The organism is Polaromonas sp., assembly GCF_035638815.1.
Classification (GTDB): domain Bacteria; phylum Pseudomonadota; class Gammaproteobacteria; order Burkholderiales; family Burkholderiaceae_C; genus Polaromonas.
The window spans coordinates 1-23,394 of the sequence record NZ_DASQZG010000005.1 but is presented as its reverse complement, the minus strand read 5'-3'; the positions used below and the strand labels follow the sequence as shown (position 1 = coordinate 23,394).

17 protein-coding genes, 2 tRNA genes and 1 pseudogene are annotated in these 23,394 nt (G+C 58.7%); all 20 read right to left on the bottom strand.

The features are described 5' to 3' along the window. Positions 1-51 precede the first annotated feature (51 nt). Positions 52-1,371: a tyrosine-type recombinase/integrase gene (locus VE934_RS02285; RefSeq protein ID WP_324883919.1), complete on the bottom strand. Its 1,320-nt coding sequence runs from the start codon at positions 1,369-1,371 to the stop codon at positions 52-54. A 172-nt stretch (positions 1,372-1,543) separates the two neighbouring features. Beyond that, a tRNA-Phe gene (locus VE934_RS02280) sits at positions 1,544-1,619 on the bottom strand. Positions 1,620-1,640: 21 nt separating this feature from the next. Further along, a complete protein-coding gene (locus VE934_RS02275) occupies positions 1,641-2,318 on the bottom strand; it encodes a response regulator (protein WP_324883918.1) in 678 nt (225 codons plus the stop codon). Positions 2,319-2,379: 61 nt separating this feature from the next. Then, positions 2,380-4,668, bottom strand: a complete 2,289-nt coding sequence (locus tag VE934_RS02270) for a sensor histidine kinase (RefSeq protein WP_324883916.1) — start codon at positions 4,666-4,668, stop codon at positions 2,380-2,382. Then, the gene (locus VE934_RS02265) at positions 4,665-5,294 is read right to left on the bottom strand and encodes a DUF4390 domain-containing protein (RefSeq protein ID WP_324884101.1); all 630 of its coding nucleotides are present in this window, start codon (positions 5,292-5,294) and stop codon (positions 4,665-4,667) included. Before VE934_RS02265 ends, VE934_RS02270 begins: the two co-directional genes overlap by 4 nt. 7 nt (positions 5,295-5,301) lie before the next feature. Further along, a complete protein-coding gene (gene rsmB / locus VE934_RS02260) occupies positions 5,302-6,633 on the bottom strand; it encodes a 16S rRNA (cytosine(967)-C(5))-methyltransferase RsmB (protein ID WP_324883914.1) in 1,332 nt (443 codons plus the stop codon). Positions 6,634-6,775: 142 nt separating this feature from the next. Beyond that, on the bottom strand, positions 6,776-8,050 hold the full coding sequence (locus VE934_RS02255; protein ID WP_324883912.1) for an NAD(P)/FAD-dependent oxidoreductase: 1,275 nt from the start codon (positions 8,048-8,050) through the stop codon (positions 6,776-6,778). Positions 8,051-8,061: 11 nt separating this feature from the next. After that, complete coding sequence (locus tag VE934_RS02250) at positions 8,062-8,394, bottom strand: c-type cytochrome (RefSeq protein ID WP_324883910.1); 333 nt, start codon at positions 8,392-8,394, stop codon at positions 8,062-8,064. 129 nt (positions 8,395-8,523) lie between these two features. Further along, the gene (locus VE934_RS02245; RefSeq protein WP_324883908.1) at positions 8,524-9,525 is read right to left on the bottom strand and encodes a M48 family metalloprotease; all 1,002 of its coding nucleotides are present in this window, start codon (positions 9,523-9,525) and stop codon (positions 8,524-8,526) included. Between the two features lie 244 nt (positions 9,526-9,769). Further along, positions 9,770-10,363, bottom strand: coding sequence for a LemA family protein (locus VE934_RS02240; RefSeq protein WP_324883906.1), 594 nt, complete (start codon positions 10,361-10,363; stop codon positions 9,770-9,772). Between the two features lie 190 nt (positions 10,364-10,553). Continuing rightward, positions 10,554-14,768, bottom strand: a complete 4,215-nt coding sequence (gene rpoC, locus VE934_RS02235) for a DNA-directed RNA polymerase subunit beta' (RefSeq protein WP_324883904.1) — start codon at positions 14,766-14,768, stop codon at positions 10,554-10,556. 26 nt (positions 14,769-14,794) lie between these two features. After that, positions 14,795-18,907: a DNA-directed RNA polymerase subunit beta gene (gene rpoB, locus VE934_RS02230; protein ID WP_324883902.1), complete on the bottom strand. Its 4,113-nt coding sequence runs from the start codon at positions 18,905-18,907 to the stop codon at positions 14,795-14,797. Between the two features lie 335 nt (positions 18,908-19,242). Next, on the bottom strand, positions 19,243-19,620 hold the full coding sequence (gene rplL, locus VE934_RS02225; RefSeq protein WP_324883900.1) for a 50S ribosomal protein L7/L12: 378 nt from the start codon (positions 19,618-19,620) through the stop codon (positions 19,243-19,245). Positions 19,621-19,702: 82 nt separating this feature from the next. Next, positions 19,703-20,242, bottom strand: a complete 540-nt coding sequence (gene rplJ / locus VE934_RS02220; protein ID WP_324883898.1) for a 50S ribosomal protein L10 — start codon at positions 20,240-20,242, stop codon at positions 19,703-19,705. Positions 20,243-20,505: 263 nt separating this feature from the next. Further along, positions 20,506-21,201, bottom strand: a complete 696-nt coding sequence (rplA, locus tag VE934_RS02215; RefSeq protein WP_324883896.1) for a 50S ribosomal protein L1 — start codon at positions 21,199-21,201, stop codon at positions 20,506-20,508. Further along, positions 21,198-21,632 carry a 50S ribosomal protein L11 gene (gene rplK / locus VE934_RS02210; protein ID WP_188708843.1) on the bottom strand — a complete coding sequence of 145 codons (435 nt, stop codon included), beginning with the start codon at positions 21,630-21,632 and terminating at the stop codon, positions 21,198-21,200. Before rplK ends, rplA begins: the two co-directional genes overlap by 4 nt. A 142-nt stretch (positions 21,633-21,774) precedes the next feature. Beyond that, on the bottom strand, positions 21,775-22,371 hold the full coding sequence (gene nusG / locus VE934_RS02205; RefSeq protein ID WP_414693799.1) for a transcription termination/antitermination protein NusG: 597 nt from the start codon (positions 22,369-22,371) through the stop codon (positions 21,775-21,777). Next, a complete protein-coding gene (gene secE, locus VE934_RS02200) occupies positions 22,371-22,754 on the bottom strand; it encodes a preprotein translocase subunit SecE (RefSeq protein WP_324883891.1) in 384 nt (127 codons plus the stop codon). The genes nusG and secE overlap by 1 nt, the downstream gene beginning before the upstream one ends. Before the next feature lie 133 nt (positions 22,755-22,887). Continuing rightward, positions 22,888-22,963, bottom strand: a tRNA-Trp gene (locus VE934_RS02195). Between the two features lie 67 nt (positions 22,964-23,030). Continuing rightward, positions 23,031-23,394 (bottom strand): annotated as a pseudogene (gene tuf / locus VE934_RS02190) (elongation factor Tu); the annotation flags it as partial.

Here is a 23,394-nt window from a genome sequence, read left to right as displayed (position 1 = left end):
ATGGGTCGATGACCCCGAAGGCTATAAAGCGGCTAGGCTGCAAGCTCAAGCTTATGCGCCAGCCTCCTCCAGTAGGCTCGAGGATTTTTCAATCGAAGTTGACCGACGAAGGTCCGTGGCAAGCGCAACTGCCTTGCCAGCGGCTAAATCGTCCAGCAGGTCGGCCCAAAGCTGAATCATCTTCCGGCGCTGATCTAGGAATGTCGTTCGGTCGTAGCTGCCGCCCAGCTCCTCGTCGGAAACGTGAGCCAGATGCCGCTCGATGATTTCACGATCCCAGCCTAGCAACTCACGGATCAGCGTCCGGGCCGTCGCCCGGAAACCGTGCCCCGTGATCTGCTCTCTGGTGTCGTAGCCTAACGTTCGCAAAGCGCTGTTGATTGTGTTATCGCTCATATGGCGGCTCGCCTCTGAACGCTTCGCCATGCTGCGGAAAATTGGTCCAGCGGGGCCCGTCAGTGGATAGATGTCACGCAAGATTTCTAAGGCCTGCGTCGGCAAGGGCACCAAGTGTGCTGGCGTCCGTGTGTCTCGTTTCATCCACTCGCGAAGCTTCATCTTCTCAGGAGGGCAGCGCCACATGGCCTGCTCAAAATTGATATCCTCCCAGTCGGCCAAGCGTAACTGCCCTGGACGCTGGAAAAGCATCGGTGAAAGCTGCAGGGCGGCACGCGTGATGACATGGCCTTTGTACCCTTGAATGTCGCGCAGCAGTTGGCCCAGCTTCTCGGGATCTGTAATAGCCGGGTAGTGACGGGCACGCGGCGCGGGCAAGCCTCCAGTCCGGCTATTGACAAAGTTTTTGGCAGGGTCCAGCGCGCCCACGTCAACCGCATACTGAAAGACATGCTGAACAGCCTCCCGGACGCGCTGCGCCGTTTCCAGATTGCCACGCTCCTTGATACGATGCAGGCAACGCACTAGCTCAGTAGGCTTGATAGCCTCCATGATCAACGTGCCCAGCCACGGAAAGATGTGCAACTCCAGATGCCGCATTACCTTTTCGGCGTAACCTGCGGACCACTGACGGTCTTGGTGCGCTTGGGCATGCCAGGCGCGTGCCATCAGCTCGAACGTATTCAGCCGAGACACCCTATCGCGCTCTAACTGCTCTCGCCGCGCGTCCCTGGGGTCAATGCCGCCCGCGCGCTTCTCAGCCTCGCCGCGGGCCTTCCTGCGCGCCACGGCCAGGGTCACTGTTGGATAAGGGCCGAAGCTCAGCTTGGCCTGCTGGCCTGCATGCTTGTAGCGGTAGATCCAGACCTTCCCGTTGAGTCTGACGCGCAGGTACAAGCCCTCCCCGTCTGAAAGCATGTATTCCTTGTCGCGCGGCTGCGCCGCCTTGATCTGTAGCTCGTTGAGCTGTCCCATGGTGTACCCCCGGAAAGACTGAATTTAAAAAGCAGTCTGGGGTACACCTAGGGGTACACGCAAGAACGGGACGTTCTGGGATTCAGTGATACCGCTTGAGCCGCCGTTTAAGGCTAAGTCCTTGATCTACAAAGACTTGTGAGCTGACTCGGGACCTACTGAGAAAGAAAGATGGTGGCCTGGGGCGGAATCGAACCACCGACACAAGGATTTTCAATCCTCTGCTCTACCGACTGAGCTACCGGGCCTATTGAGCCCACGATTATATATCAGGCGGCGCGCTTGCCGCGGGTCAGGTCTACGCCAAGTTGCTTGAGCTTGCGGTACAGGTGGGTGCGCTCAAGGCCAGTCTTTTCGGCCACCCGGGTCATGGAGCCACCTTCTTTAGCCAGGTGAAATTCGAAGTACGCTTTTTCAAATTCGTCGCGCGCATCACGCAGGGGTTTTTCAAGCGAGAAGCTTTGAGTGGGTTGCGGTCCCAAGTCGACTGGCAGAGGCACGGCGCCGCTGGTCATGACGGCTTCTACGGTCATGTCGACGGCGTGCAGCACTGCTGTGGGTACGACGACTGGTTTGCGGCCTGCTGATTTCACCAGGCCCTGCTCAACTGCTTTCAGCAGTTTCTGCAGCGTGATGGGTTTTTCAAGAAAAGCCATGGCGCCGATCTTGGTGGCTTCAACGGCAGTGTCGATGGTGGCGTGGCCACTCATCATGATGACCGGCATGGTCAGCAAACCGCCTGAGGACCACTCTTTGAGCAGGCTCACACCATCGGTGTCGGGCATCCAGATGTCGAGCAATACCAGGTCGGGCCGGGCGCGGCCTCTGGCGGCGCGGGCCTGGGCTGCGTTTTCTGCGAGCTCAACCTGATGACCCTCGTCATTGAGAATTTCCGAAAGCAGGTCGCGTATACCGAGCTCGTCGTCGACTACCAGAATATTTGCCATGATTGAATCGTTAGTCCCGCCAGTTACCGGCCTGCTGCGGCTGGGCCGCGCACAAGTGTTGTCAAGTTACCACCGCGAATGATAACGACACTTGAGCCCCTTTCACGGCGCCATCCACGACCCGGTTTGAAATATCGATGCGGGCGCCGTGCTCATCGGCGATTTTTTTGACGACGGCTAGGCCCAGTCCAGTGCCCTTGACCTTGGTGGTCACGTAGGGCTCAAAGGCCCGTTTCAGGATGTGCTCGGGGAAGCCGGTGCCGTTATCGCGCACGATCAGGCGCACCCGACGCGAGGTTGGCGAGTACTCGGTCCGCAGCGTCACCACGCCTTTATGGTCTGGAGAAATGCCGTCTTGTGCATCTTGAGCGTTTTGCAACAAGTTGTGAATGACCTGCCGGATTTGCTGGTCGTCCCCTTTGATATGCGGCGCATTGGCATCAAGCTCGGTATGCACCGGCACCACGGCGTTGTCGCTGGCATAAAGCTGAATCACATCGTTGACGAGTGCGTTCAGGTCCAGCGGCTTGAGTTCTGCGGCGGGCAAACGGGCGTAATCGCGAAACTCATTCACCAGCCGCTTCATCGCATCGACCTGGTCAACAATGGTTTTGACGGATTTGGTCAGCAGGATTTGCTCGGTCTCACCCACCTTGCCGGTAAGCTTCATCTCCAGCCGTTCAGCCGAGAGTTGAATAGGCGTGAGCGGGTTTTTGATTTCGTGGGCAAGGCGGCGCGCCACTTCGCCCCAAGCCTGGGCACGCTGGGCCGACACCATTTCGGACACATCGTCAAACACCAGCAGGCATTCGTTGCCCGGCATTTTTGCGCCCCGGGCAATCAGTGTGATGGCGTTGTCAGGCGCACCCGGTTGCGCCGCATTGAGTTCAAACGACTGCTGCCAGTGTTCAATGTCGTGCTGCTGGTTTTCGCCGAAGTAGGTGTCAAACTGGGTCTGCACGCCTTGCGCAAAAACCTCCAGACCGGGGACCTCACTAAGAAGCTGACCATGATGCGCTGCCAGGGGTGCGCGCAGGATTCGGGTGGCGCCGGGGTTGCTCGTCTGGATGCGGCCTTTGAGGTCCAGCACCATAACACCAGCGGTCAGGTTGTCCAGAATGGTCTGCAGGTTGGCGCGGGCGGCGTCTACCTGGTCCATGCTCTTTTGTACGGCACCGCGGGCATCGGACAGCTGCTGGGTCATGACAGCAAACGAGCGCGTCAGGCCACCCAGTTCGTCTTTGCCCTGCAGGGCCGCCTTGGGGGTCAAGTCGCCCTGGGCCACCTGCTTCACGCCTTCTGCCAGCACCAGCAAAGGCTTGGCCAACTGATTGCCCAGCAACACCGCCAACAGCACCGCGCCAAACACCGCCAGGAACAAACTGAGCGTGAGTGTGCCTATGTACATTTTGCGCAGGCCGCCCCGGGCCAGCGCGCGCTCCTGGTATTCGCGGTTGGCCTCTTGCACCGCGATGGCATTGGCAACCAGGCTGGCTGGCAAAACTTCAGTGACTTGCAGAAACCGGCTTTCACCAAGAAGGCCGACGCTGGGGTTGTTGATCAGCGCCAGCGCCTTGATGCGCGGCACCGTAGCAGGTGCGCCTGTGATGCCCGCTCCCCCGCTGGCGCCTTCAGCCCCCGGCAAGGTGACCTCGTCCAGGCCCTCAATCTGGGTGGCGACGCGCTGCGTGCGTGCCGTGCGAAGCAGCTGCGCCGGCGGTCGCTCGGGCTTGAGGGAATACCGTGAGTCGCCAGCACTGGCAATCATCTGCCCCGATGCGGTCCACAGCACCACGTCGCTGACAGAGAGCTGCTCGCGCAAGCGCTCAAGCGCGAGTCCGGCGGAGGCGTCAGAGGTCTGGGTCAGCTGCCCTGCGGCCACCCGGGTTTTGTTGGAGAGCTCGGTCGCCAGCGTATCCAGTGTCACGCGGCCCAAATTAAGCCCGGCGTCCAGCGCGCCCTCCACCTTGACGTCAAACCAGCTCTCGATGGAGCGGGATACAAACTGATAGGACACCACATAAATCATCATGCCGGGCAGCAAGCCCACCAGCGCAAAGATGGCGGCCAGCTTGACCAGCAGACGACTGCCAAACTTGCCTTTGCGCAACCGCACGATGAGGCGAAACACAATCCAGCCAATGACCATGAGCAGCAAGCCCGCCACAGCCACGTTCAGCGCAAAAAGGCGGACGTAATTTTGTTCGTACAGCTCGCGGTTGCCGGTGGCTTGGGTCAGCAAAAACAGCAGCACCAGGCCCAGTGCCGCCATGATTCCGATGCCGACGCCCACCGTCCAGCGGAAGGCCGGGCTGCTTTTTAGCCCCGAGACGCCGCCCTTCAGGCTCACTTGGAGACCTCTGGGACTGGGTCTTTGCCTGGATCTTTAGAAGCCTCGCGTATGGGCTCTGCCACCAATTGGCGGGTCTCCTCGATCGACACAGCCCAGTCCTTCTGACCCGCAACTCCAATCTGGAAGGGACGCGGTAGCTGGGATAAGTCCAGCCGGAAACGGAACTGGACGTTGTGCCTGGCGTCAGACTCAATTTCTGCCGCGTCGGCGATACGCCAGCGGGAAATGCGCTGAATCGACGCAAGGGCTTCAGGCAGGCTGTCATAACTCTGGCTGAGGGATGCTCGCAGGCCGGTCACGCTGATGGCGCCCGACATCACATTGAGGCGCCAGCGCCGCGTGAGCGGCTGGTAGGCCAGTCGCAGGGTACGTGTGGCCGTGGTGACGCGTTTGTCATACCAGTACCAGCGGTCGCGGTAGATGTCGGCCTCAGCCACAAAAAACAGCGGAATGCCCTTGAGAAGTGCGTCCTCCACCACCGGGGGCAAGTCGAACTTGACGCTGGCCGAGAGGAAAACCGTGTCTTCAGACCGCTCCAGCTTCATCTGGCTGACATCTGCGGCCAGTGCCGGGCTGGCATAGACCAACAACAGGCACAGGCAAAACGCCCACGCACGCCGCATCACTGCGTCAAGCCTTGCTTTTTTCAAAAAGTGCGTAATAAAACCCGTCGTGCTCACCCTTCAAATTGTCCGGGAAGTCAGTCTCCCCACTGCCACTTTGAGGCAGTAAATGACCGGGTGATGGCATCAAAGAGGCATCTTTGTGGTGTGTAACAAACGTTTGAGCCTGCTGCTCGCCCTCAGCCCGGAAAACCGAGCAGGTGCAGTAAAGCAGCCTGCCACCCGGCTTGACCAGGGGCCACAGCGCCTCCAGCAGCTTCAGCTGCAGAGCGGCCAGCTGCGCGATGTCCGTTGGCCGGCGCAGCCAGCGCACGTCCGGGTGGCGGCGCACGATGCCCGACGCGGTACAGGGCGCGTCGAGCAAAATGGCGTCATAGGGGCGCCCGTCCCACCAGCCGGCAGGGCTGGCGGCGTCACCCACCCGCACATTGGCCTGCAGGCCGAGCCGCTGCAGGTTCTGCCCAATGCGCTCGCAGCGGCGTGCATCAATGTCGAGTGCGGTCACATCGCAATCAGCCCGCTCCAGCAAATGGGCGGTTTTGCCACCCGGCGCGGCGCAGGCATCGAGGACCCTGAGGCGACCGCCATCGCCAGCAGCGAGCCCGGCAAGCAGCAAAGGCGCGGCGAGCTGCGCGGCCGCATCCTGGACTGAAAATTGCCCCTCCGCGTAGCCAGGCAGGGACGGTACAGACTGCGCATGGGCCAGCACGACGCCATGTTCACCAGCGGCAGATGCTCCTATATTCATAGCTGACAGCGCCCGTAAATATTGGGCAGAAGTCGTTTTTCGTTTATTAATACGCAGGATAAGCGGTGCCCGGGTGTTGTTGGCGTGCAGGATGGCCTGCCAATGCCCGGGGTGGTCCTTGCGCAGCCGGTCTATCCACCATTGCGGGTGGTTCCACACCGCCTGGGGATGCCTCTCGGTGACGGCAACCAGCGCATCGCGCTCGCGCAAAAAGCGCCGCAGACAACCATTGATAAAGCTGGCCTGATGCCGCGTTTCTTCGCTGTTTTTGGCGGCTTCCACCGCCTGATCAACCAGGGTATGAACGGTGTAGGGCGCACCCTCCTCCATCCAGATCAGCGCCAGGGCCACGCAAAGCAAGGCGTCAGCCTCTGGGGGCGGGGGCCGGCTGGCGAGTTGCTGGCGGAGCGCTTCGGCCCGGCCGAGATGACGCAGGGCATGAAAACCCAGCGCCTGCACGCCCGGCCGGATGGACGTGTCAACGTCCTCCAGCGCAGCCGTCATGGAGCGGCCCGCGCGGACGGCCATTAATAAAAAAGCAGCCCCCTGAAGCTGGCGCCACAGGGGGATTTGGTTGGGGTTGTCTTGCATGGAGGTATGTTAGCCCCCACGGTCGCTCACTGCGTGTAGCTCCCTGCCCCCCCGAGGGGGCCGCTGCGCCTGCGGCCCGGCAGAGCCGGTTCCGCGGCCCCTGCTTGCAATTCGGGATCGGACGCGGAACGTCGCCGGTAGTTCAGATCAGGCTATCAGCCCAGATATTGCTCGCCCAGCTCAGCGCATAGGTGCCTTCAAGCTCTGTCGGCCCGACACTGACGCCGCCCGAACCGGCCACGGTCTTGAAGGTTTTCTCTGCCGCCACGTACTCATGCACGCTCGCCACGTGGACCACGTTTTTGTTGTCCACGAAGCTGTAGCAGGTGTTGGTGAGCATGGGAGCGGGGTTGACATCCCAACCTGACAGCTGCGCCACGATCGCCGCCGCAGCCACTTTGCCATGGTTGTTGGCCATATGGCCGCTCTTGGGCATGCCGGGCGCGATCTGGATCGAGTCACCCAGCACAAACACGTTGGCAGCCACAGTGGATTCAAAGGTCTGGTAATTGACGCCGCACCAGCGGTTGTTGGCCAGGTTGTTCAAGCCCGTCTGCACGGCGATGGCGCCCGCGCGCATGGAAGGCAGCACATTCAGCACATTGGCTTTGACATCTTCCTGCACGTCAAACTTGATAACGCCGGCCCTGGCATCCACCGCGGTGGCCTTGTGCTGGCCCCGGTACTCGACGATGCCTTTGTATTGTTCGGCCCAGACTTTTTTGAACAGCGGCCCCTTGGAGGTGACATCGGGGTTGGCGTCCAGAATCAACACCTTGCTGCGCGGCTTGAAGGCCTTGAAATAACCTGCAATGACAGATGCCCGCTCATAAGGGCCGGGAGGGCAACGGTAAGGCGCCTCTGGAATGGTGATGGCGTACACACCACCGTCGGGCATGGCTTCCAGCTGCTTGCGCAGCGCCAGTGTTTCAGCGCCGGCCTTCCAGGCTTGCAGAATCTGGCCCGCAGCATTGGCCTCTTGCAATCCGGCAATGCTGCTGTACATCAGGTCAACCCCCGGCGACACCACCAGCTTGTCGTAAGCGATGGTGGATCCACCAGCCAGGGTGACAAACCGTTTTGCAGTGTCAATGGAGGAGACCATGTCGCGCACAACTGTCACGCCATGATTTTTGGACAGCCCGGTGTAGGGCGTGGTGACGTCGGCAATCTGCTTGCCGCCGCTGAGCACCAGGTTGGAGATGGGGCATGAAACAAAAGCGGCCTGGGGCTCGATCAGCACCACATCGATTTTGTAGTCCGACAGCAGGCGCACATATTTGGCGGCAGTAGCGCCGCCGTAACCACCACCGACCACGACCACACGGGCTTTGGCGGGAATGCTCATGGAAGCGCAGGCGCTCAAACCCAGCAGGCTGAGGGCGGCAGAAGACTGGAGAAAGGAACGGCGTTGCATTGAATTTCTCCTTATTTCTTTTGTGCGGCAAAGTAGTCAGCAAGCGTCTCGATCTGCGCGTCGCTATACCCCTTGCTGATTTGGTGCATCACGGTAGCTGGCCGGGCGCCGGACTTGAAGGCCTTGAGCTGGGTCGCGAGATAGCTTCGATCCATACCCGCCAGAGAGATCACCGCGGAGCCCTGCACAGCCCGGCCATCGGTGCCGTGGCAATTGGCGCAAGTGGCAGCCAGGCTGCGGGTGTAGAGCGTTTGCTGCGACGCATTGCTTTGCGCGTGGGCCAGCGATGACGCTGTGATGGCCAACAGGAAGGCCAACTTCGGTACGGGATTTTTTATCTTCACAGCGTCTCCTCGCGGTTTTTACAAATTGTCAATTTAACGCGCCACGGAAGGCGAGCCATAGGGAGTATCCAGTACTTCGGCGCGTGGTGGAACGGCCGCCTTCAAATCAATCGTGATGTGCTTATGCACTTAAAGCAGGGCACCCGGCTGAGTTGGAAACAATTCATCCCTCTTCACCGCCAGCGCCGACATCGGGCGACCATAGATGCGGCGTATCCGCTCGGCCAGCGGTGGGTGCGAGTCAAACCAGTGGGGCTTGGCATCCCGCCCAACCAGCAGCATGTGCTGCACAGCGGAGTGAAAGCTTGGCGTTGGGTCTGTGCCCTGCTGGCTGGCAACCTTGCGCAGCACACCACCCAGCCCATCCTTGCTGCGGGTGAACTGAACAGCACGTGCATCAGCCAGAAACTCGCGCTGGCGCGACACAGCAGCCTTGAGCGCCCGCCCCGCCACCCAGCCGAGAAAACCCACAGCCACGATGGCTACCCCCGGCAAAGCAAGAAAGCTGCGTTGACCGTTTGAACCGCGCTCGCACATGGTGACGCCAAGATTAAAAATCATCTCAAGTCCGAAGACCATGCCCGCCAGACGCATGTTCAGGCGCGTGTCGCCCTCACGGATGTGGCTTAGCTCATGCGCCACCAGGCCTTGCAGCTCGTCACGGGTCAGATGGTCGAGCGCGCCGCGTGTCACGGCAATGATGGAGTCGTCCTCATCCCATCCCGCAGCAAAAGCGTTGATGCTGCCCGCCCGGTCCAGCACCATGACCCGGGGAACAGACATGCTGGCGGCAATGGCCAGTTCACTGGCAATGTTCCAAAGCTTTTGCTCCTCAAGGCGCACCGACGGCCAGGCTTCACGGGCGCCAACACGGCGCGCCAGCTTTTCGCCACCACCGGTAAGGTTGGACGTCTCCATCCACCAGCCGCCCAACACAAAGACCAGCGTCATGATGGTATTGACGTGAAAGAAGTAAGCTGGGTATCCGCTGAAGCCCGGCGTGACCAGCCGCCAGGTCAACGCCAGGCTCGCGTTCACGGCCAGCACCAGAAGCACGACTGCCACGCCAAACAGCAGCAGCAAGTGGCGAGTCTGTGCGCGAGCACTCTCCTGTTGTTCAAAGAATCGCATATTGAACTTGGTTAGGCGAAAGAGGCAAAGCGACAAGCGTGGGATTCTTGTATTCAAACCAGCCGGGGACGCGGAACCGGCTCCGCCGGGTCGCAGGCGCAGCGGCCCCCTCGGGGCTGGCGCCTGCGGCTCCGAGCCTGCTTGAGCAGGTTCGGACAGGCGCCAGAAGCGAAGCCTCTGGCGAGCGGCGGCCTGCAAGGTGCAGGGAGCTACACGAAGTGAGCGACCGTGGGGGCCACATTCTCTACATCTGGATCCGAACCGCCTCGCGTTCCGCGGGGCTTTGTGTTGCCTGCAGCATGGCAGAAGGCGCAAAGCCAAACAGGCGCGCAATCAGCACAGGCGGAAATTGCCCCTGCGCGTTGTTGTAGTCGAGCACCGCGTCGTTATAAGCCTGCCGCGCAAAAGCCACCTTGTTCTCGGTACTGGTCAGCTCTTCGCTGAGCTCGCGGATGGTGTCGTCGGCCTTGAGCTCGGGATAAGCTTCGGCGACGGCAAAGAGGCGCGCCAGACTTCCGCTCAGCGCCTGCTCGGCGACCGCCAGCGCCATGACCTCGGACGCACCCGTCGGCCGGCTTCGTGCAGCATCGCTCGCGGTACGCGCCTGATTGCGCGCGGCGATCACCGCCTCCAGCGTTTCGCGTTCATGTTGCAGATACTTTTTGGCGGCTTCGACCAGATTGGGAATCAGGTCATAACGGCGTTTGAGCTGCACATCGATCTGCCCGAAAGCGTTGGCGATCACGTTTTTCAGGCGCACGAGCCGGTTGTACGCACCGACTGCCCAAAACAGCAGCAAGGCAGACACGGCAATCAGAACCAGAGAAGTGGTGGACATAAAACCTTCTTTCCATAAGCTGCGGCGGGGTGCCAGCCGGCTCCGGCGACTGTAGCCGACAAGGCGGGGCAATGTACAGCGCCTGACGCTTCCATTCGATGCGCCGTCGTCATCTTCACAACGAAAAACGCCTCACGCCCTTTTAAATCGGGCGTGAGGCGCTATGCTTTTTATAGCGGATACTGGCAGCTTATTCGCTGGCAGCACCTTCGCTGCTGGCTGCTTCTGGCTGGGCTTCCAGCTCGGCTGCTTCCGCCTCGGCGATGGCACGGCGCTCGGCGTCGTCCATCAGGTCCTTGGCTTTGCGGGCTTCGTGGTAAGCCATGCCGGTACCGGCAGGGATCAGACGGCCGACGATCACGTTTTCTTTCAGACCACGCAACTCGTCGCGCTTGCCCATGATGGCAGCCTCGGTGAGCACGCGGGTGGTTTCCTGGAAGGAAGCCGCAGAAATGAACGAGTCGGTCGACAGCGATGCCTTGGTGATACCAAGCAACAGGTTGCTGAAGGTTGCGGGAATCTTGTCTTCACCGCGCAAGGCGTCGTTGGCATCCAGAATGACTGAACGCTCGACCTGTTCACCAGCGATGTAGCTGGAGTCCCCCACGCTTTCAACAACGACACGGCGCAGCATCTGGCGAACAATCACTTCAATGTGCTTGTCGTTGATCTTCACGCCCTGCAAGCGGTAAACGTCCTGCACTTCGTCGACGATGTAGCGAGCCAGCTCTTCCATGCCCAGCAAACGCAGAATGTCCTGTGGGTCGGCAGGGCCGTCCACAATGCTCTCGCCCTTGTTCACAACTTGGCCTTCATGCACCAGGATGTTTTTCTCTTTTGGCACGAGGTCTTCCCAGACTTTGCCATCAGGATCAGTGATCTGCAGGCGAACCTTGCCTTTGGTCTCTTTACCAAACGACACGGTACCGGTCATTTCGGCCAGTGTGCCCTTGTCTTTCGGGGTACGGGCCTCAAACAGCTCGGCCACACGTGGCAGACCACCGGTGATGTCTCGCGTCTTCTGGCCTTCGACCGGAATACGTGCCAACACTTCGCCTGGGCCCACATCCTGACCGTCACGCACCTGAACCAGCGCACCCACCTGGAAGCCAATCGTCACCGAGTGATCCGTGCCGGGAATCTTGACTTCATTGCCGGATGCATCAATCAGCTTGACCTGCGGACGAATCACCTTGGTCGCGCCGCGGCGTTTCGGATCGATCACCACCAGGGTGGACAGACCGGTCACCTCGTCGAGCTGCTTGGCAACTGTCACGCCTTCTTCAACATTCTCGAACAGGGTTTTGCCTGCAAACTCGGTAATGATGGGTCGGGTCAGCGGGTCCCAGTTAGCCAAAATGGCGCCAGCCTTGATGGTCTGGTCAGCCTTGACCGCCAGGATGGCTCCGTACGGCACCTTGTGGCGCTCACGCTCACGCCCATGCTCGTCATGAATGACGATTTCGCCGGAACGGGCAATCACAACCAGCTCGCCTTTGCTGTTGGTCACATAACGCATCGGTGCGTTGAAACCGATCACGCCGTTGGACTTGGCCTCAACGCTGGACGCAATGGCCGCACGCGATGCCGCACCACCAATGTGGAAGGTCCGCATGGTCAGCTGTGTGCCGGGCTCACCGATCGACTGCGCAGCAATAATGCCGACCGCCTCGCCGATGTTGATCAGACCACCACGACCCAGATCGCGGCCATAACACTTGGCGCAAAGTCCGAAGCGGGTTTCGCAATTCAGGGCGGTGCGCACTTTGAGCTCATCCACACCTGCCAGCTCAAGGTCGTCGATCAGGTCTTCTTCGAGCATGACACCCGCTTTGGCCAGAACCGAACGATTCTCGGGATGGAGCACATCCTCGACCGTGGTACGGCCCAGCACGCGGTCGCGCAGGGATTCAATCACCTCACCGCCTTCAACAATGGCGCGCATGACCGAGCCATTTTGTGTGCCGCAATCGTCTTCGGTGACCACCAGATCCTGAACCACGTCGCACAGGCGGCGCGTCAGGTAGCCGGAGTTGGCGGTTTTCAGCGCCGTGTCGGCCAGACCCTTACGGGCACCGTGGGTGGAGATAAAGTACTCCAGCACGTTCAGACCTTCGCGGAAGTTGGCGGTGATCGGCGTCTCGATGATCGAGCCGTCTGGCTTGGCCATCAAACCGCGCATACCGGCAACCTGGCGAATCTGCGCAGGGGAACCACGGGCGCCAGAGTCGGCCATCATGTAGATGGAGTTGAAAGACTCCTGCTCCACTTCCTTGCCGTGACGGTCGATGACTTTTTCTTTCGAAAGCTGGGCCATCATGACCTTGGAGACTTCGTCGCCCGACTTGCCCCAAATGTCCACCACCTTGTTGTAGCGCTCACCGGAGGTCACCAGACCCGAGACGTATTGCTGCTCGATCTCTTTGACTTCCTTCTTGGCGCGCGCAATGATGGTGTGCTTCTCTTTAGGCACCAGCATGTCGTCGATGCAGATGGAAATGCCGGCCTTGGTCGCCAGGCGGAAACCCGCCTGCAACAGCTTGTCGGCAAACACCACGGTCTCTTTCAAGCCGCACTTGCGGAAAGACACGTTGATGAGCTTGGAGATTTCCTTCTTCTTCAACGCCTTGTTGATGTTGGAGAAAGGCAAACCTTTTGGCAGGATTTCGGACAGCAAAGCGCGGCCGGCCGTGGTTTCCCACAGCTTGGTGGACGCGGTGAACTCACCGGTTTCCTTGTTTTTCACGTACTCGGTCAAACGCACATTGACGCGGGCATTGAGGTCAACCTCACCCGCATCGAAAGCGCGCTGCACTTCACCGGTGTCGGCGAAAATCAGACCTTCGCCCTTGCCGTTGGTACGGTCGCGGGTGGTGTAGTACAGACCCAGCACAACGTCTTGCGACGGAACAATGGAAGGCTCACCGCTGGCAGGGAACAAAATATTGTTCGACGCGAGCATCAAGGTGCGTGCTTCCATTTGCGCCTCAACCGACAGGGGCACGTGGACAGCCATCTGGTCACCGTCAAAGTCGGCGTTGAAGGCCGAGCAGACGAGTGGGTGCAGCTGGATAGCCTTGCCTTCGATCAGGATGGGCTCAAAAGCCTGAATGCCCAAACGGTGCAGCGTAGGCGCACGGTTCAGCATCACGGGGTGCTCTTTGATGACCTCTTCCAGGATGTCCCACACCACTGGTGTGCCGGATTCAACTTCCTTCTTGGCCGCCTTGATGGTGGTCGCAATGCCCATGGCTTCCAGGCGCGAGAAGATGAAGGGCTTGAACAGCTCCAGAGCCATCAACTTCGGCAAACCGCACTGGTGCAGCTTGAGCGTTGGGCCCACGGTAATGACAGAACGGCCAGAGTAGTCGACGCGTTTGCCCAGCAAGTTCTGGCGGAAACGGCCTGACTTGCCTTTGATCATGTCTGCCAAAGACTTCAGTGCGCGCTTGTTGGCGCCCGTCATGGCTTTGCCACGGCGGCCGTTGTCCAGCAGCGAGTCCACAGCTTCCTGCAACATGCGCTTTTCATTGCGGGCAATGATCTCCGGCGCTTTCAGTTCCAGCAAACGGCGCAGACGGCTGTTGCGGTTGATGACGCGGCGGTACAGGTCGTTCAGGTCAGAGGTCGCGAAGCGGCCACCATCCAGCGGCACCAGTGGACGCAGGTCCGGAGGCAACACGGGCAGAACATCGAGCACCATCCAGCCCGGCTTGATACCGGACTTCTTGAACGCTTCCATCAATTTCAAACGCTTGGCGTTTTTCTTGATCTTGATTTCGGAACCGGTCAGGTCGTTGCGCAGCTTGTCGATTTCGACATCCAGGTCCAGCCCTTCGAGCAGGTCCTTGATACCTTCAGCGCCCATCTTGGCGACGTACTCGTCACCATATTCCTTGCGCTTGGCGTCATAGTCGTCTTCGGACATGATGCTGAACTTCTTCAGCGGGGTCATGCCAGGGTCAGTCACCACATATGCTTCAAAGTACAACACGCGTTCGATGTCGCGCAATGTCATGTCGAGCACCAGGCCCAGACGCGACGGCAGCGACTTCAGAAACCAGATGTGCGCGCACGGTGCGGCCAGGTCGATGTGACCCATGCGCTCGCGGCGAACCTTGGTTTGCGTGACTTCAACGCCGCACTTCTCGCAGATGACACCGCGGTGCTTCAGGCGTTTGTACTTGCCGCACAGGCACTCGTAGTCCTTGATGGGGCCAAAAATCTTGGCGCAAAAAAGACCATCGCGCTCGGGCTTGAAGGTGCGGTAGTTGATGGTTTCAGGTTTCTTGACTTCACCGAAAGACCACGAGCGGATCTTCTCGGGCGAGGCCATGCCGATCTTGATGGCATCAAAATGCTCATCCGGCGTGAATTGCTTGAACAGGTCGAGTAATGATTTCATTTTTAAATCCTTTTCTTTCCTGTTGATTAGCTGCGTTCGAGTTCGATATCAATACCGAGCGAACGAATCTCTTTAACCAGCACGTTGAACGACTCGGGCATGCCGGCCGTGATGGCGTGCTCGCCCTTGACGATGCTTTCGTACACCTTGGTGCGGCCCTGCACGTCGTCGGACTTGACGGTGAGCATTTCCTGCAGCGTGTAAGCAGCGCCGTAAGCTTCCAGCGCCCAGACCTCCATCTCGCCGAAACGCTGTCCACCGAATTGCGCCTTGCCGCCCAGAGGCTGCTGCGTAACCAGCGAGTACGGTCCGGTAGAACGGGCGTGCATCTTGTCGTCCACCAGATGGTGAAGTTTCAGAACGTGCATGTAGCCAACGGTTGTGGTGCGCTCGAACTGATCGCCCGTGCGTCCGTCATACAACTGGGCTTGCGTACGTGTTGCTGTCAGGCCTTTGGCCTTGGCAATGTCGTCCGGGTAAGCCAGTTGCAACATGGCCATGATTTCCGCTTCCGACGCGCCGTCAAACACGGGCGTGGCGAAAGGAACACCGGTGGACAGGTTGCCAGCCATCTCGATGACTTCAGCGTCTGACAATTTGCCGAGCTCTTCCTGGCGGCCAGACTTGTTGTACAGCGTGTCCATGAACTTGCGCACTTCAGCCACCTTGGCTTCCGCTTGCAACATGTCACCAATACGGTGGCCCAGGCCTTTGGCGGCCCAGCCCAGGTGAACTTCCAGCACCTGGCCCACGTTCATCCGTGAAGGCACGCCCAGCGGATTCAGCACGATGTCGCACGGTGTGCCGTCTGCCATGTAAGGCATGTCTTCGACAGGCACGATCTTGGAGACCACACCCTTGTTGCCGTGACGGCCGGCCATCTTGTCGCCAGGTTGCAGGCGGCGTTTGACAGCAAGGTAAACCTTGACCATCTTGAGCACGCCAGCTGGCAGTTCGTCGCCCTGCGTGAGCTTTTTGCGCTTTTCTTCAAAAGCCAGGTCAAAGCTGTGGCGCGTCTGCTCCATCGAGTTTTTGACACTCTCAAGCTGCGAAGCGACTTCGTCATCTGCAGGACGGATGTCAAACCAGTGATACTTCTCGACATCAGCCAGATAGGCCTTGTCGATCTTGCTGCCCTTGGCCAGCTTCTTCGGTCCGCCATTGGCGATTTTGCCGTTCAGCAGCTTTTCGATACGGTCAAAAGCGTCGGCTTCCACGATGCGCAGCTGGTCGTTCAGATCCAGGCGGAAACGCTTGAGCTCGTCGTCAATGATCTGCTGGGCACGCTTGTCGCGCACAATGCCTTCACGGGTGAAGACCTGCACGTCAATAACCGTGCCTTGCGAGCCTTGGCTCACGCGCAGAGAGGTGTCTTTCACATCGCTGGCTTTTTCGCCGAAGATGGCGCGCAGCAGTTTTTCTTCCGGTGTCAGCGTGGTCTCGCCTTTTGGCGTGACCTTGCCAACCAGCGTGTCGCCCGGCTGGACTTCAGCACCGACATAAATAATGCCGGACTCGTCAAGACGGTTGAGCTGCTGCTCGGACAGATTGGGAATGTCGCGGGTGATCTCTTCCGAGCCCAGCTTGGTGTCCCGAGCCATGACCACGAGTTCTTCGATGTGAATCGAGGTGTAGCGGTCTTCAGCCACCACACGCTCGGAAATCAGGATCGAATCCTCGAAGTTGTAGCCGTTCCAGGGCATGAAAGCCACCAGCATGTTCTGGCCCAGGGCCAGTTCGCCGATGTCGGTCGATGCACCGTCTGCAATCACATCACCCTTGGACAGCTTGTCGCCCATCTTGACGATGGGGCGCTGATGGATGTTGGTGTTCTGGTTGGAACGCTGGTACTTGATCAGGTTGTAGATGTCCACGCCCACTTCGCCGGCTTGCGCTTCAGCGTCGTTCACGCGAACCACAATACGCGTTGCATCGACGTAGTCAACAACGCCGCCACGGGTGGCCGTGACCACCGTGCCGGAGTCAATCGCAGAAACGCGCTCGATACCGGTGCCGACAAAGGCCTTCTCGGGACGCAGCACAGGAACGGCCTGACGCTGCATGTTGGCGCCCATCAACGCGCGGTTGGCATCATCGTGCTCCAGGAAGGGCACGAGTGAAGCGGCGACCGACACGATCTGGGCGGGCGACACGTCCATGTACTGGATACGCTCCGCGCTGACCAGCACTGACTCGCCGTTTTCACGGGCGGAGACCAAGTCACCAGTCAGCTTGCCGCTTTCGTCAAGCAGCGCATTGGCCTGGGCGATGACGTATTTGCCTTCTTCGATCGCGGACAGGTAGTCAATCTGGGTCGTGATCTTGCTGTCCACCACACGGCGATACGGTGTCTCAATAAAACCGTATTCGTTCAAGCGCGCATACAGTGCCAGCGAGTTGATCAGACCAATGTTCGGGCCTTCGGGTGTTTCAATCGGGCAAACGCGGCCGTAATGGGTCACATGCACGTCACGCACTTCAAAGCCGGCACGCTCGCGCGTCAAACCACCGGGGCCAAGGGCCGATACACGGCGCTTGTGGGTGATCTCGGACAGCGGATTGGTCTGGTCCATGAACTGGGACAGCTGCGACGCGCCGAAGAATTCCTTCAGCGCAGCGGAAATCGGCTTGCTGTTGATCAGATCGTGCGGCATCAAAGGCTCTTGCTCAGCCTGACCCAGACGCTCTTTCACGGCTTTTTCGATACGTGCCAGACCGGTGCGGTATTGGTTTTCAGCGAGTTCGCCGACGCAACGCACGCGGCGATTACCCAAGTGGTCGATGTCATCGACTTCGCCATTGCCGTTACGCAGGTCAACCAGGATCTTGACGACCGCGAGGATGTCCTCGTTGGTCATGACCATGGGACCAGTCGAAGTGTCGCGACCCACACGGGCGTTGAACTTCATGCGGCCAACCTTGGACAGATCGTAGGTGTCGGGGTTGTAGAACAGTCGCTGGAACAAAGCCTGAACCGCGTCTTCTGTTGGTGGCTCACCGGGACGCATCATGCGGTAGATGGCCACGCGGGCGGCAAATTCGTCGGCTGTTTCGTCAGCGCGCAGGGTTTGCGAGATGTACGCACCCTGATCCAGCTCGTTGGTGTACAGAACCTGCAGGTCCTGCACGCCGGCCAGGCGCAGCTTCTTGAGCAATACCTCGGTCAACTCGTCGTTGGCCTTGGCAATGATCTCACCGGTCTCGGCTTCGACAATGTTCTTGGCGACCACACGGCCGATCAGGAAGTCCTCGGGGACGCTGATAGTGGATGTGCTGGTCTGCTCCAGCTCACGCGTGTGGCGCACTGTGATGCGCTTGTCTTTTGGAATAACAACTTTGCCGTTTTTGTCAGTGATGTCAAAACGGGCAACCTCGCCGCGCATGCGCTCGGCGACAAACTCCATTTGCGCACCGCTGTCCATCAGACGGAAATGGTCGAACACAAAGAAGTTCGCGAGGATGGACTCTGGGTTCAGGCCAATGGCCTTGAGCAGAATCGTGACCGGCATCTTGCGGCGGCGGTCCACGCGGAAGTACAACACGTCTTTCGGGTCGAACTCGAAGTCCAGCCATGAACCGCGGTAAGGAATGATGCGGGCCGAAAACAGGAGCTTGCCGGAGCTGTGGGTCTTGCCCTTGTCGTGTTCAAAAAACACGCCGGGGGAGCGGTGCAGCTGGGAAACGATCACGCGCTCGGTGCCGTTGATGACGAACGAGCCTTTGTCAGTCATGAGCGGTACTTCGCCCATATAGACTTCCTGCTCCTTGACTTCCTTGACGACCTTGGACTGCGAAGTCGACGACTCGCGGTCATAAATAATGAGTTGCACTTTGGCGCGCACGGCCGACGCAAAGGTCAGACCGCGAGTCTGGCATTCACGCACGTCAAACGCGGGCTTCGCCAGGTTGTACTCGAGAAACTTCATCTCGACAAAACCGTTGTGCGAGACGATGGGGAAAGCATTTTCGAATGCAGCCTGAAGGCCTTCGACGGTGCGTTTTTGCGGCGCGCGATCGGCCTGCAGAAACGCCGTGTACGCGTCTTTCTGCATCTGCAACAGATAAGGAACATTCAGCACGCTCTCGCGGCTGCCGAAACTTTTGCGAATTCGCTTGCGTTCGGTATAGGAATAGGCCATGAGTTCTCCGCTTTTTGGGACACAAACAAGTCTGGGTCACTCGTTTGTTAAGCTCTGGCGACTGTCTTGACTGAATACACCACGTACTCAATCAGACTTGGTGGTTGGCCACTACCAACCATGGCGGACGGCAACGCATTGCACGTTGCCCGAACCAAGGCGTTTCCTGCAGTCGGGGTCAGGAAGCACTGGCAAAAAGATTTTCGTCAAATCTGCTTGCCAGTGGTTCCAAAGAGGTCTTCAAGGCGCGCCAAATGGCACGAAGAAGACCGTCCTTGAAAGCACGAAAGGCTGGAAGCCGAATCCGGACTTCCAGCCTTCGCGAAACACAAGAATTACTTGAGTTCGACTTTCGCGCCGGCTTCTTCGAGCTTTTTCTTGGCAGCTTCGGCGTCAGCCTTTGGTGCGGCTTCCTTGACAGCCTTTGGTGCGCCGTCAACCAGATCCTTGGCTTCTTTGAGGCCCAGACCGGTGATCTCGCGAACTGCCTTGATGACCTGGACCTTGTTGGCGCCAGCTTCGAGCAGCATCACATTGAATTCAGTCTTCTCTTCAGCAGCCGGTGCAGCAGCACCGCCGCCACCGCCGCCAGGTGCAGCCATCGCTGCAGCGCTCACGCCAAATTTCTCTTCGATGGCTTTCACCAGATCGTTGAGTTCGAGGACCGTCATGCCGTCAAGCGCGGTCAAAAATGCGTCTTTATCGAATGCCATTTTGATTTCCTAAAAAATATCTATAAACAGTTGGGAACAGAGCTTGCGACTGGCGCAGCCGACTGTCCCGCAAATACGTCGCTTACGCCGCTGCAGCTTCTGCTGCAGGCTCTGCGGCTGCGACAACGTCGCTGCCAGCGCCTCGTTTTTCCGCCAGTGCAGCCAGCACACGTGCCGTCCGCGAAATGGGGGATTGCATCAAGCCCAGCAACTGAGCAAGCAGCACTTCTTTCGAAGGGATGTTTGCGAGCTGCTTCACGCCGTTCACGTCCAGGATTTTTCCACCCATTGCGCCTGCGCGAATCACCAACTTGTCATTGGTTTTTGCGAAGTCGGCAACTACCTTGGCAGCAGCCACGGCATCGGTCGAAAAGCCATAGATCAGCGGACCGGTCATCTGGTCGGACAGGACATCAAACGAGCTGCCAGCCACGGCACGGCGAGCCAGGGTGTTTTTCAACACACTCAGGTTCACGCCTTTGTCGCGGGCTTGGCTGCGAAGCTTGGTCATGTCAGCGACCGTGATTCCACGGTATTCCGCCATCACGAGCGTTTGAGCTTTAGCGGCGAGGCCAGTCACTTCATCAATGACGGCTTGTTTCTCACTGCGGTTGAGACTCAAGGTCTACTCCTTAATAATGTGTTTCACAGATGGCGCCGCCGCCCTCTCCAATCCACACGCCTATATTCAGCGACCAACTGTTTTTCAGATTCTTTTCAAAACCATTCAAGCAGCGGGACCGCCATCTGCGTTGGCTGTCTTTCGACGATTAAGTGGCCGAATTTCATCGGCCACACCAACGGTCCTGGATGGCCCGCCGGGGTATAACTCCCGACAGCCCACCACTTTGAGCAACCCCTGCGGGCCGCCCAAATTTTTTGCAATTACGCCGCGATGGTTTGTGTGTCGACGCGAACGCCCACACCCATCGTTGACGAAACTGCGACTTTTCTCAAATAAACACCCTTGCTTGACGCAGGCTTGGCCTTGGTCAGCGCGTCGATCAATGCAGCCAGGTTGCTCTGGAGCTTGTCGGTGTCGAAGGAACGACGGCCGATCGTGCCGTGCACGATACCGGCTTTGTCCACACGGAACTGGACCTGACCGGCTTTGGCGTTTTTCACAGCCGTTGCCACATCAGGGGTCACCGTGCCGACTTTCGGGTTGGGCATCAAACCACGTGGGCCGAGAATCTGGCCCAGGGTACCGACAACACGCATGGCGTCTGGCGATGCGATCACCACGTCGAAGTCCATCTTGCCGGCCTTGATGTCGGCAGCCAGATCGTCCATGCCGACGATGTCAGCGCCGGCGGCCTTGGCTTCTTCAGCCTTGGCGCCTTGGGCAAACACGGCGACACGCTTGGTTTTGCCGGTGCCGTTTGGCAACACGACAGCGCCGCGAACGACTTGATCAGATTTCTTGGCGTCAATACCGAGTTGCACGGCCACGTCGATGGACTCATCGAACTTGGCAACCGCGAACTCTTTGACCAGACCCAGGGCGTCAGCCACGGGGTACAGCTTGTTGCTGTCGATTTTGTCGCCAATGGTTTTTTGGCGCTTTGTCAGTTTGCTCATACAACACCCTCCACCGACACGCCCATGGAGCGAGCCGTACCAGCAATCGTGCGAACTGCAGCGTCAAGGTCTGCAGCCGTCATGTCTTTCATTTTGGTCTTGGCAATTTCTTCCAGCTGTGCGCGGGAAATCTTGCCAACCTTCACCGTGTGCGGTGTAGCCGAGCCCTTGTCGAGCTTGATGGCCTTCTTGATCAGGACGCCTGCGGGAGGTGTCTTGATGACAAAGGTAAAGCTCTTGTCGGCAAATGCCGTGATCACCACGGGCAGTGGCAGACCAGGCTCAACACCCTGGGTCTGGGCATTAAATGCCTTGCAGAATTCCATGATGTTCAAGCCGCGCTGACCCAAAGCCGGGCCAATCGGGGGGGACGGGTTGGCCTTACCAGCTGGCACTTGCAGCTTGATGAAGCCGACGATTTTTTTCGCCATACTTTTCTCCTTGCGGGTACAAACGCCAGGACTCCGTCAAAGACGGGCCAAGGCTCCCCGGGGGTTACACAACTCACTCATGGTTCTGGAAGAACCCATCGCGCCGAGTTGCAAAGCGCGAACCTTAAAGCCGGACCGAAATTTAGGTCTTCTCGATCTGGCTGAATTCAAGCTCAACAGGTGTCGCACGGCCGAAAATCGTGACAGACACGCGCACTTTGTTCTTGTCGTAATTGACTTCTTCGACAGTGCCGTTGAAGTCAGTGAACGGACCATCCTTGACGCGGACATATTCGCCGGTTTCAAACTCAACCTTGTGACGCGGCTTCTCGGTACCGACCTGCATCTGGTTGACAATTTTCTGGACGTCTTCTTCCGAAATCGGAGCTGGGCGATTTTTCGCGCCGCCGACAAAACCAGTCACCTTGTTGGTGTGCTTCACCAAGTGCCAGCTCTCGTCGTCCATCACCATTTCGACCAGCACGTAGCCAGGGAAAAAACGGCGTTCTGTTGTTTTTTTCTGGCCGTTTTTGATCTCGACCACTTCCTCAGTGGGCACCAGGAAACGGCCAAATTTGGCCTGCATGCCGGCGCGGTTGATGCGCTCGACAATATTGCGCTCGACGGCCTTTTCCATGCCGGAATAGGCATGCACCACATACCACTGCATGCCAGGGGTTGGCTGCAGGGATGTACCAGCAGCGACTTCGCTGATCACGTCACCGTTTATATCGCTCATTATTTCTTCCACCCCAGTATCAGGTCGTAAAACACCCACTCAAGCGTTTTATCGGTGAGCCACAAAAAGAGGGCCATGATGACAACAAAGCCAAAAACATAGGCCGTCATCTGAATGGTTTCCTTGCGGGTAGGCCATACGACTTTTTTGACTTCGCGCCACGAATCACGTCCGAACGCCACAAATTGCTTGCCAGGCTCAGAAGTCAGGAAAACAACCACGGCCGCCACCAGGCCAGCAATCAGACCACCCCACTGCGCAATTTGCCCCTGCTTGGAAAGCAGATAAAACCCCGCGAGCGCGCCGATCACCAGGGCTACTGCGAGCGCGAGCTTGGCCTTGTCGGCAGTTGTGCTGACGGTTTCAACTTGAGAAGTGGCCATGATTGCCTGAATTCCTGTTTTCTTCGCGCGTCCTTTGAGACGCTTAAGCCCGCCTGGGGTTTTTTGGACTCCGGCGGGCTTTCATAGTTCTACTGAACACCACTCTCATCTTGAAGCAATGCCGAAAGATGGGTGGCAGGGGCAGTAGGAATCGAACCTACAACCTTCGGTTTTGGAGACCGACGCTCTGCCAATTGAGCTATACCCCTTTATCTCCTGTCAGATGGGGAGCAGAACAAAAGCCTTGGCTTTAGCAGCCAGTCCCCAAAAAATTAATTACGCAAGAATCTTGGCCACAACACCCGCGCCGACGGTTTTGCCGCCCTCACGGATGGCGAAACGCAGACCTTCTTCCATCGCGATCGGGTTGATCAGCTTGACGGTGATCGACACGTTGTCGCCTGGCATCACCATCTCTTTGCCTTCTGGCAACTCGATCGCACCAGTCACGTCCGTTGTACGGAAGTAGAACTGGGGACGGTAGTTGTTGAAGAACGGTGTGTGACGGCCGCCTTCGTCTTTTGACAGAACGTAGATCTCGCCGGTGAAGTGGGTGTGCGGCTTGATCGAACCTGGCTTGCACAGAACTTGACCACGCTGGACGTCTTCACGCTTGGTGCCGCGCAAGAGGATACCGACG

Excerpts from the sequence above, each read along its gene's own strand:
- secE (WP_324883891.1), bottom strand. The coding sequence starts at position 22,754 with ATGGCCACTTCTCAAGTTGAAACCGTCAGCACAACTGCCGACAAGGCC.
- rplK (WP_188708843.1), bottom strand. The coding sequence starts at position 21,632 with ATGGCGAAAAAAATCGTCGGCTTCATCAAGCTGCAAGTGCCAGCTGGT.
- VE934_RS02255 (WP_324883912.1), bottom strand. The coding sequence starts at position 8,050 with ATGCAACGCCGTTCCTTTCTCCAGTCTTCTGCCGCCCTCAGCCTGCTG.
- rpoC (WP_324883904.1), bottom strand. The coding sequence starts at position 14,768 with ATGAAATCATTACTCGACCTGTTCAAGCAATTCACGCCGGATGAGCAT.
- rplA (WP_324883896.1), bottom strand. The coding sequence starts at position 21,201 with ATGAGCAAACTGACAAAGCGCCAAAAAACCATTGGCGACAAAATCGAC.
- rplL (WP_324883900.1), bottom strand. The coding sequence starts at position 19,620 with ATGGCATTCGATAAAGACGCATTTTTGACCGCGCTTGACGGCATGACG.
- rpoB (WP_324883902.1), bottom strand. The coding sequence starts at position 18,907 with ATGGCCTATTCCTATACCGAACGCAAGCGAATTCGCAAAAGTTTCGGC.
- VE934_RS02240 (WP_324883906.1), bottom strand. The coding sequence starts at position 10,363 with ATGTCCACCACTTCTCTGGTTCTGATTGCCGTGTCTGCCTTGCTGCTG.
- nusG (WP_414693799.1), bottom strand. The coding sequence starts at position 22,371 with ATGAGCGATATAAACGGTGACGTGATCAGCGAAGTCGCTGCTGGTACA.
- VE934_RS02245 (WP_324883908.1), bottom strand. The coding sequence starts at position 9,525 with ATGCGATTCTTTGAACAACAGGAGAGTGCTCGCGCACAGACTCGCCAC.
- VE934_RS02285 (WP_324883919.1), bottom strand. The coding sequence starts at position 1,371 with ATGGGACAGCTCAACGAGCTACAGATCAAGGCGGCGCAGCCGCGCGAC.
- VE934_RS02265 (WP_324884101.1), bottom strand. The coding sequence starts at position 5,294 with ATGCGGCGTGCGTGGGCGTTTTGCCTGTGCCTGTTGTTGGTCTATGCC.
- rsmB (WP_324883914.1), bottom strand. The coding sequence starts at position 6,633 with ATGCAAGACAACCCCAACCAAATCCCCCTGTGGCGCCAGCTTCAGGGG.
- VE934_RS02275 (WP_324883918.1), bottom strand. The coding sequence starts at position 2,318 with ATGGCAAATATTCTGGTAGTCGACGACGAGCTCGGTATACGCGACCTG.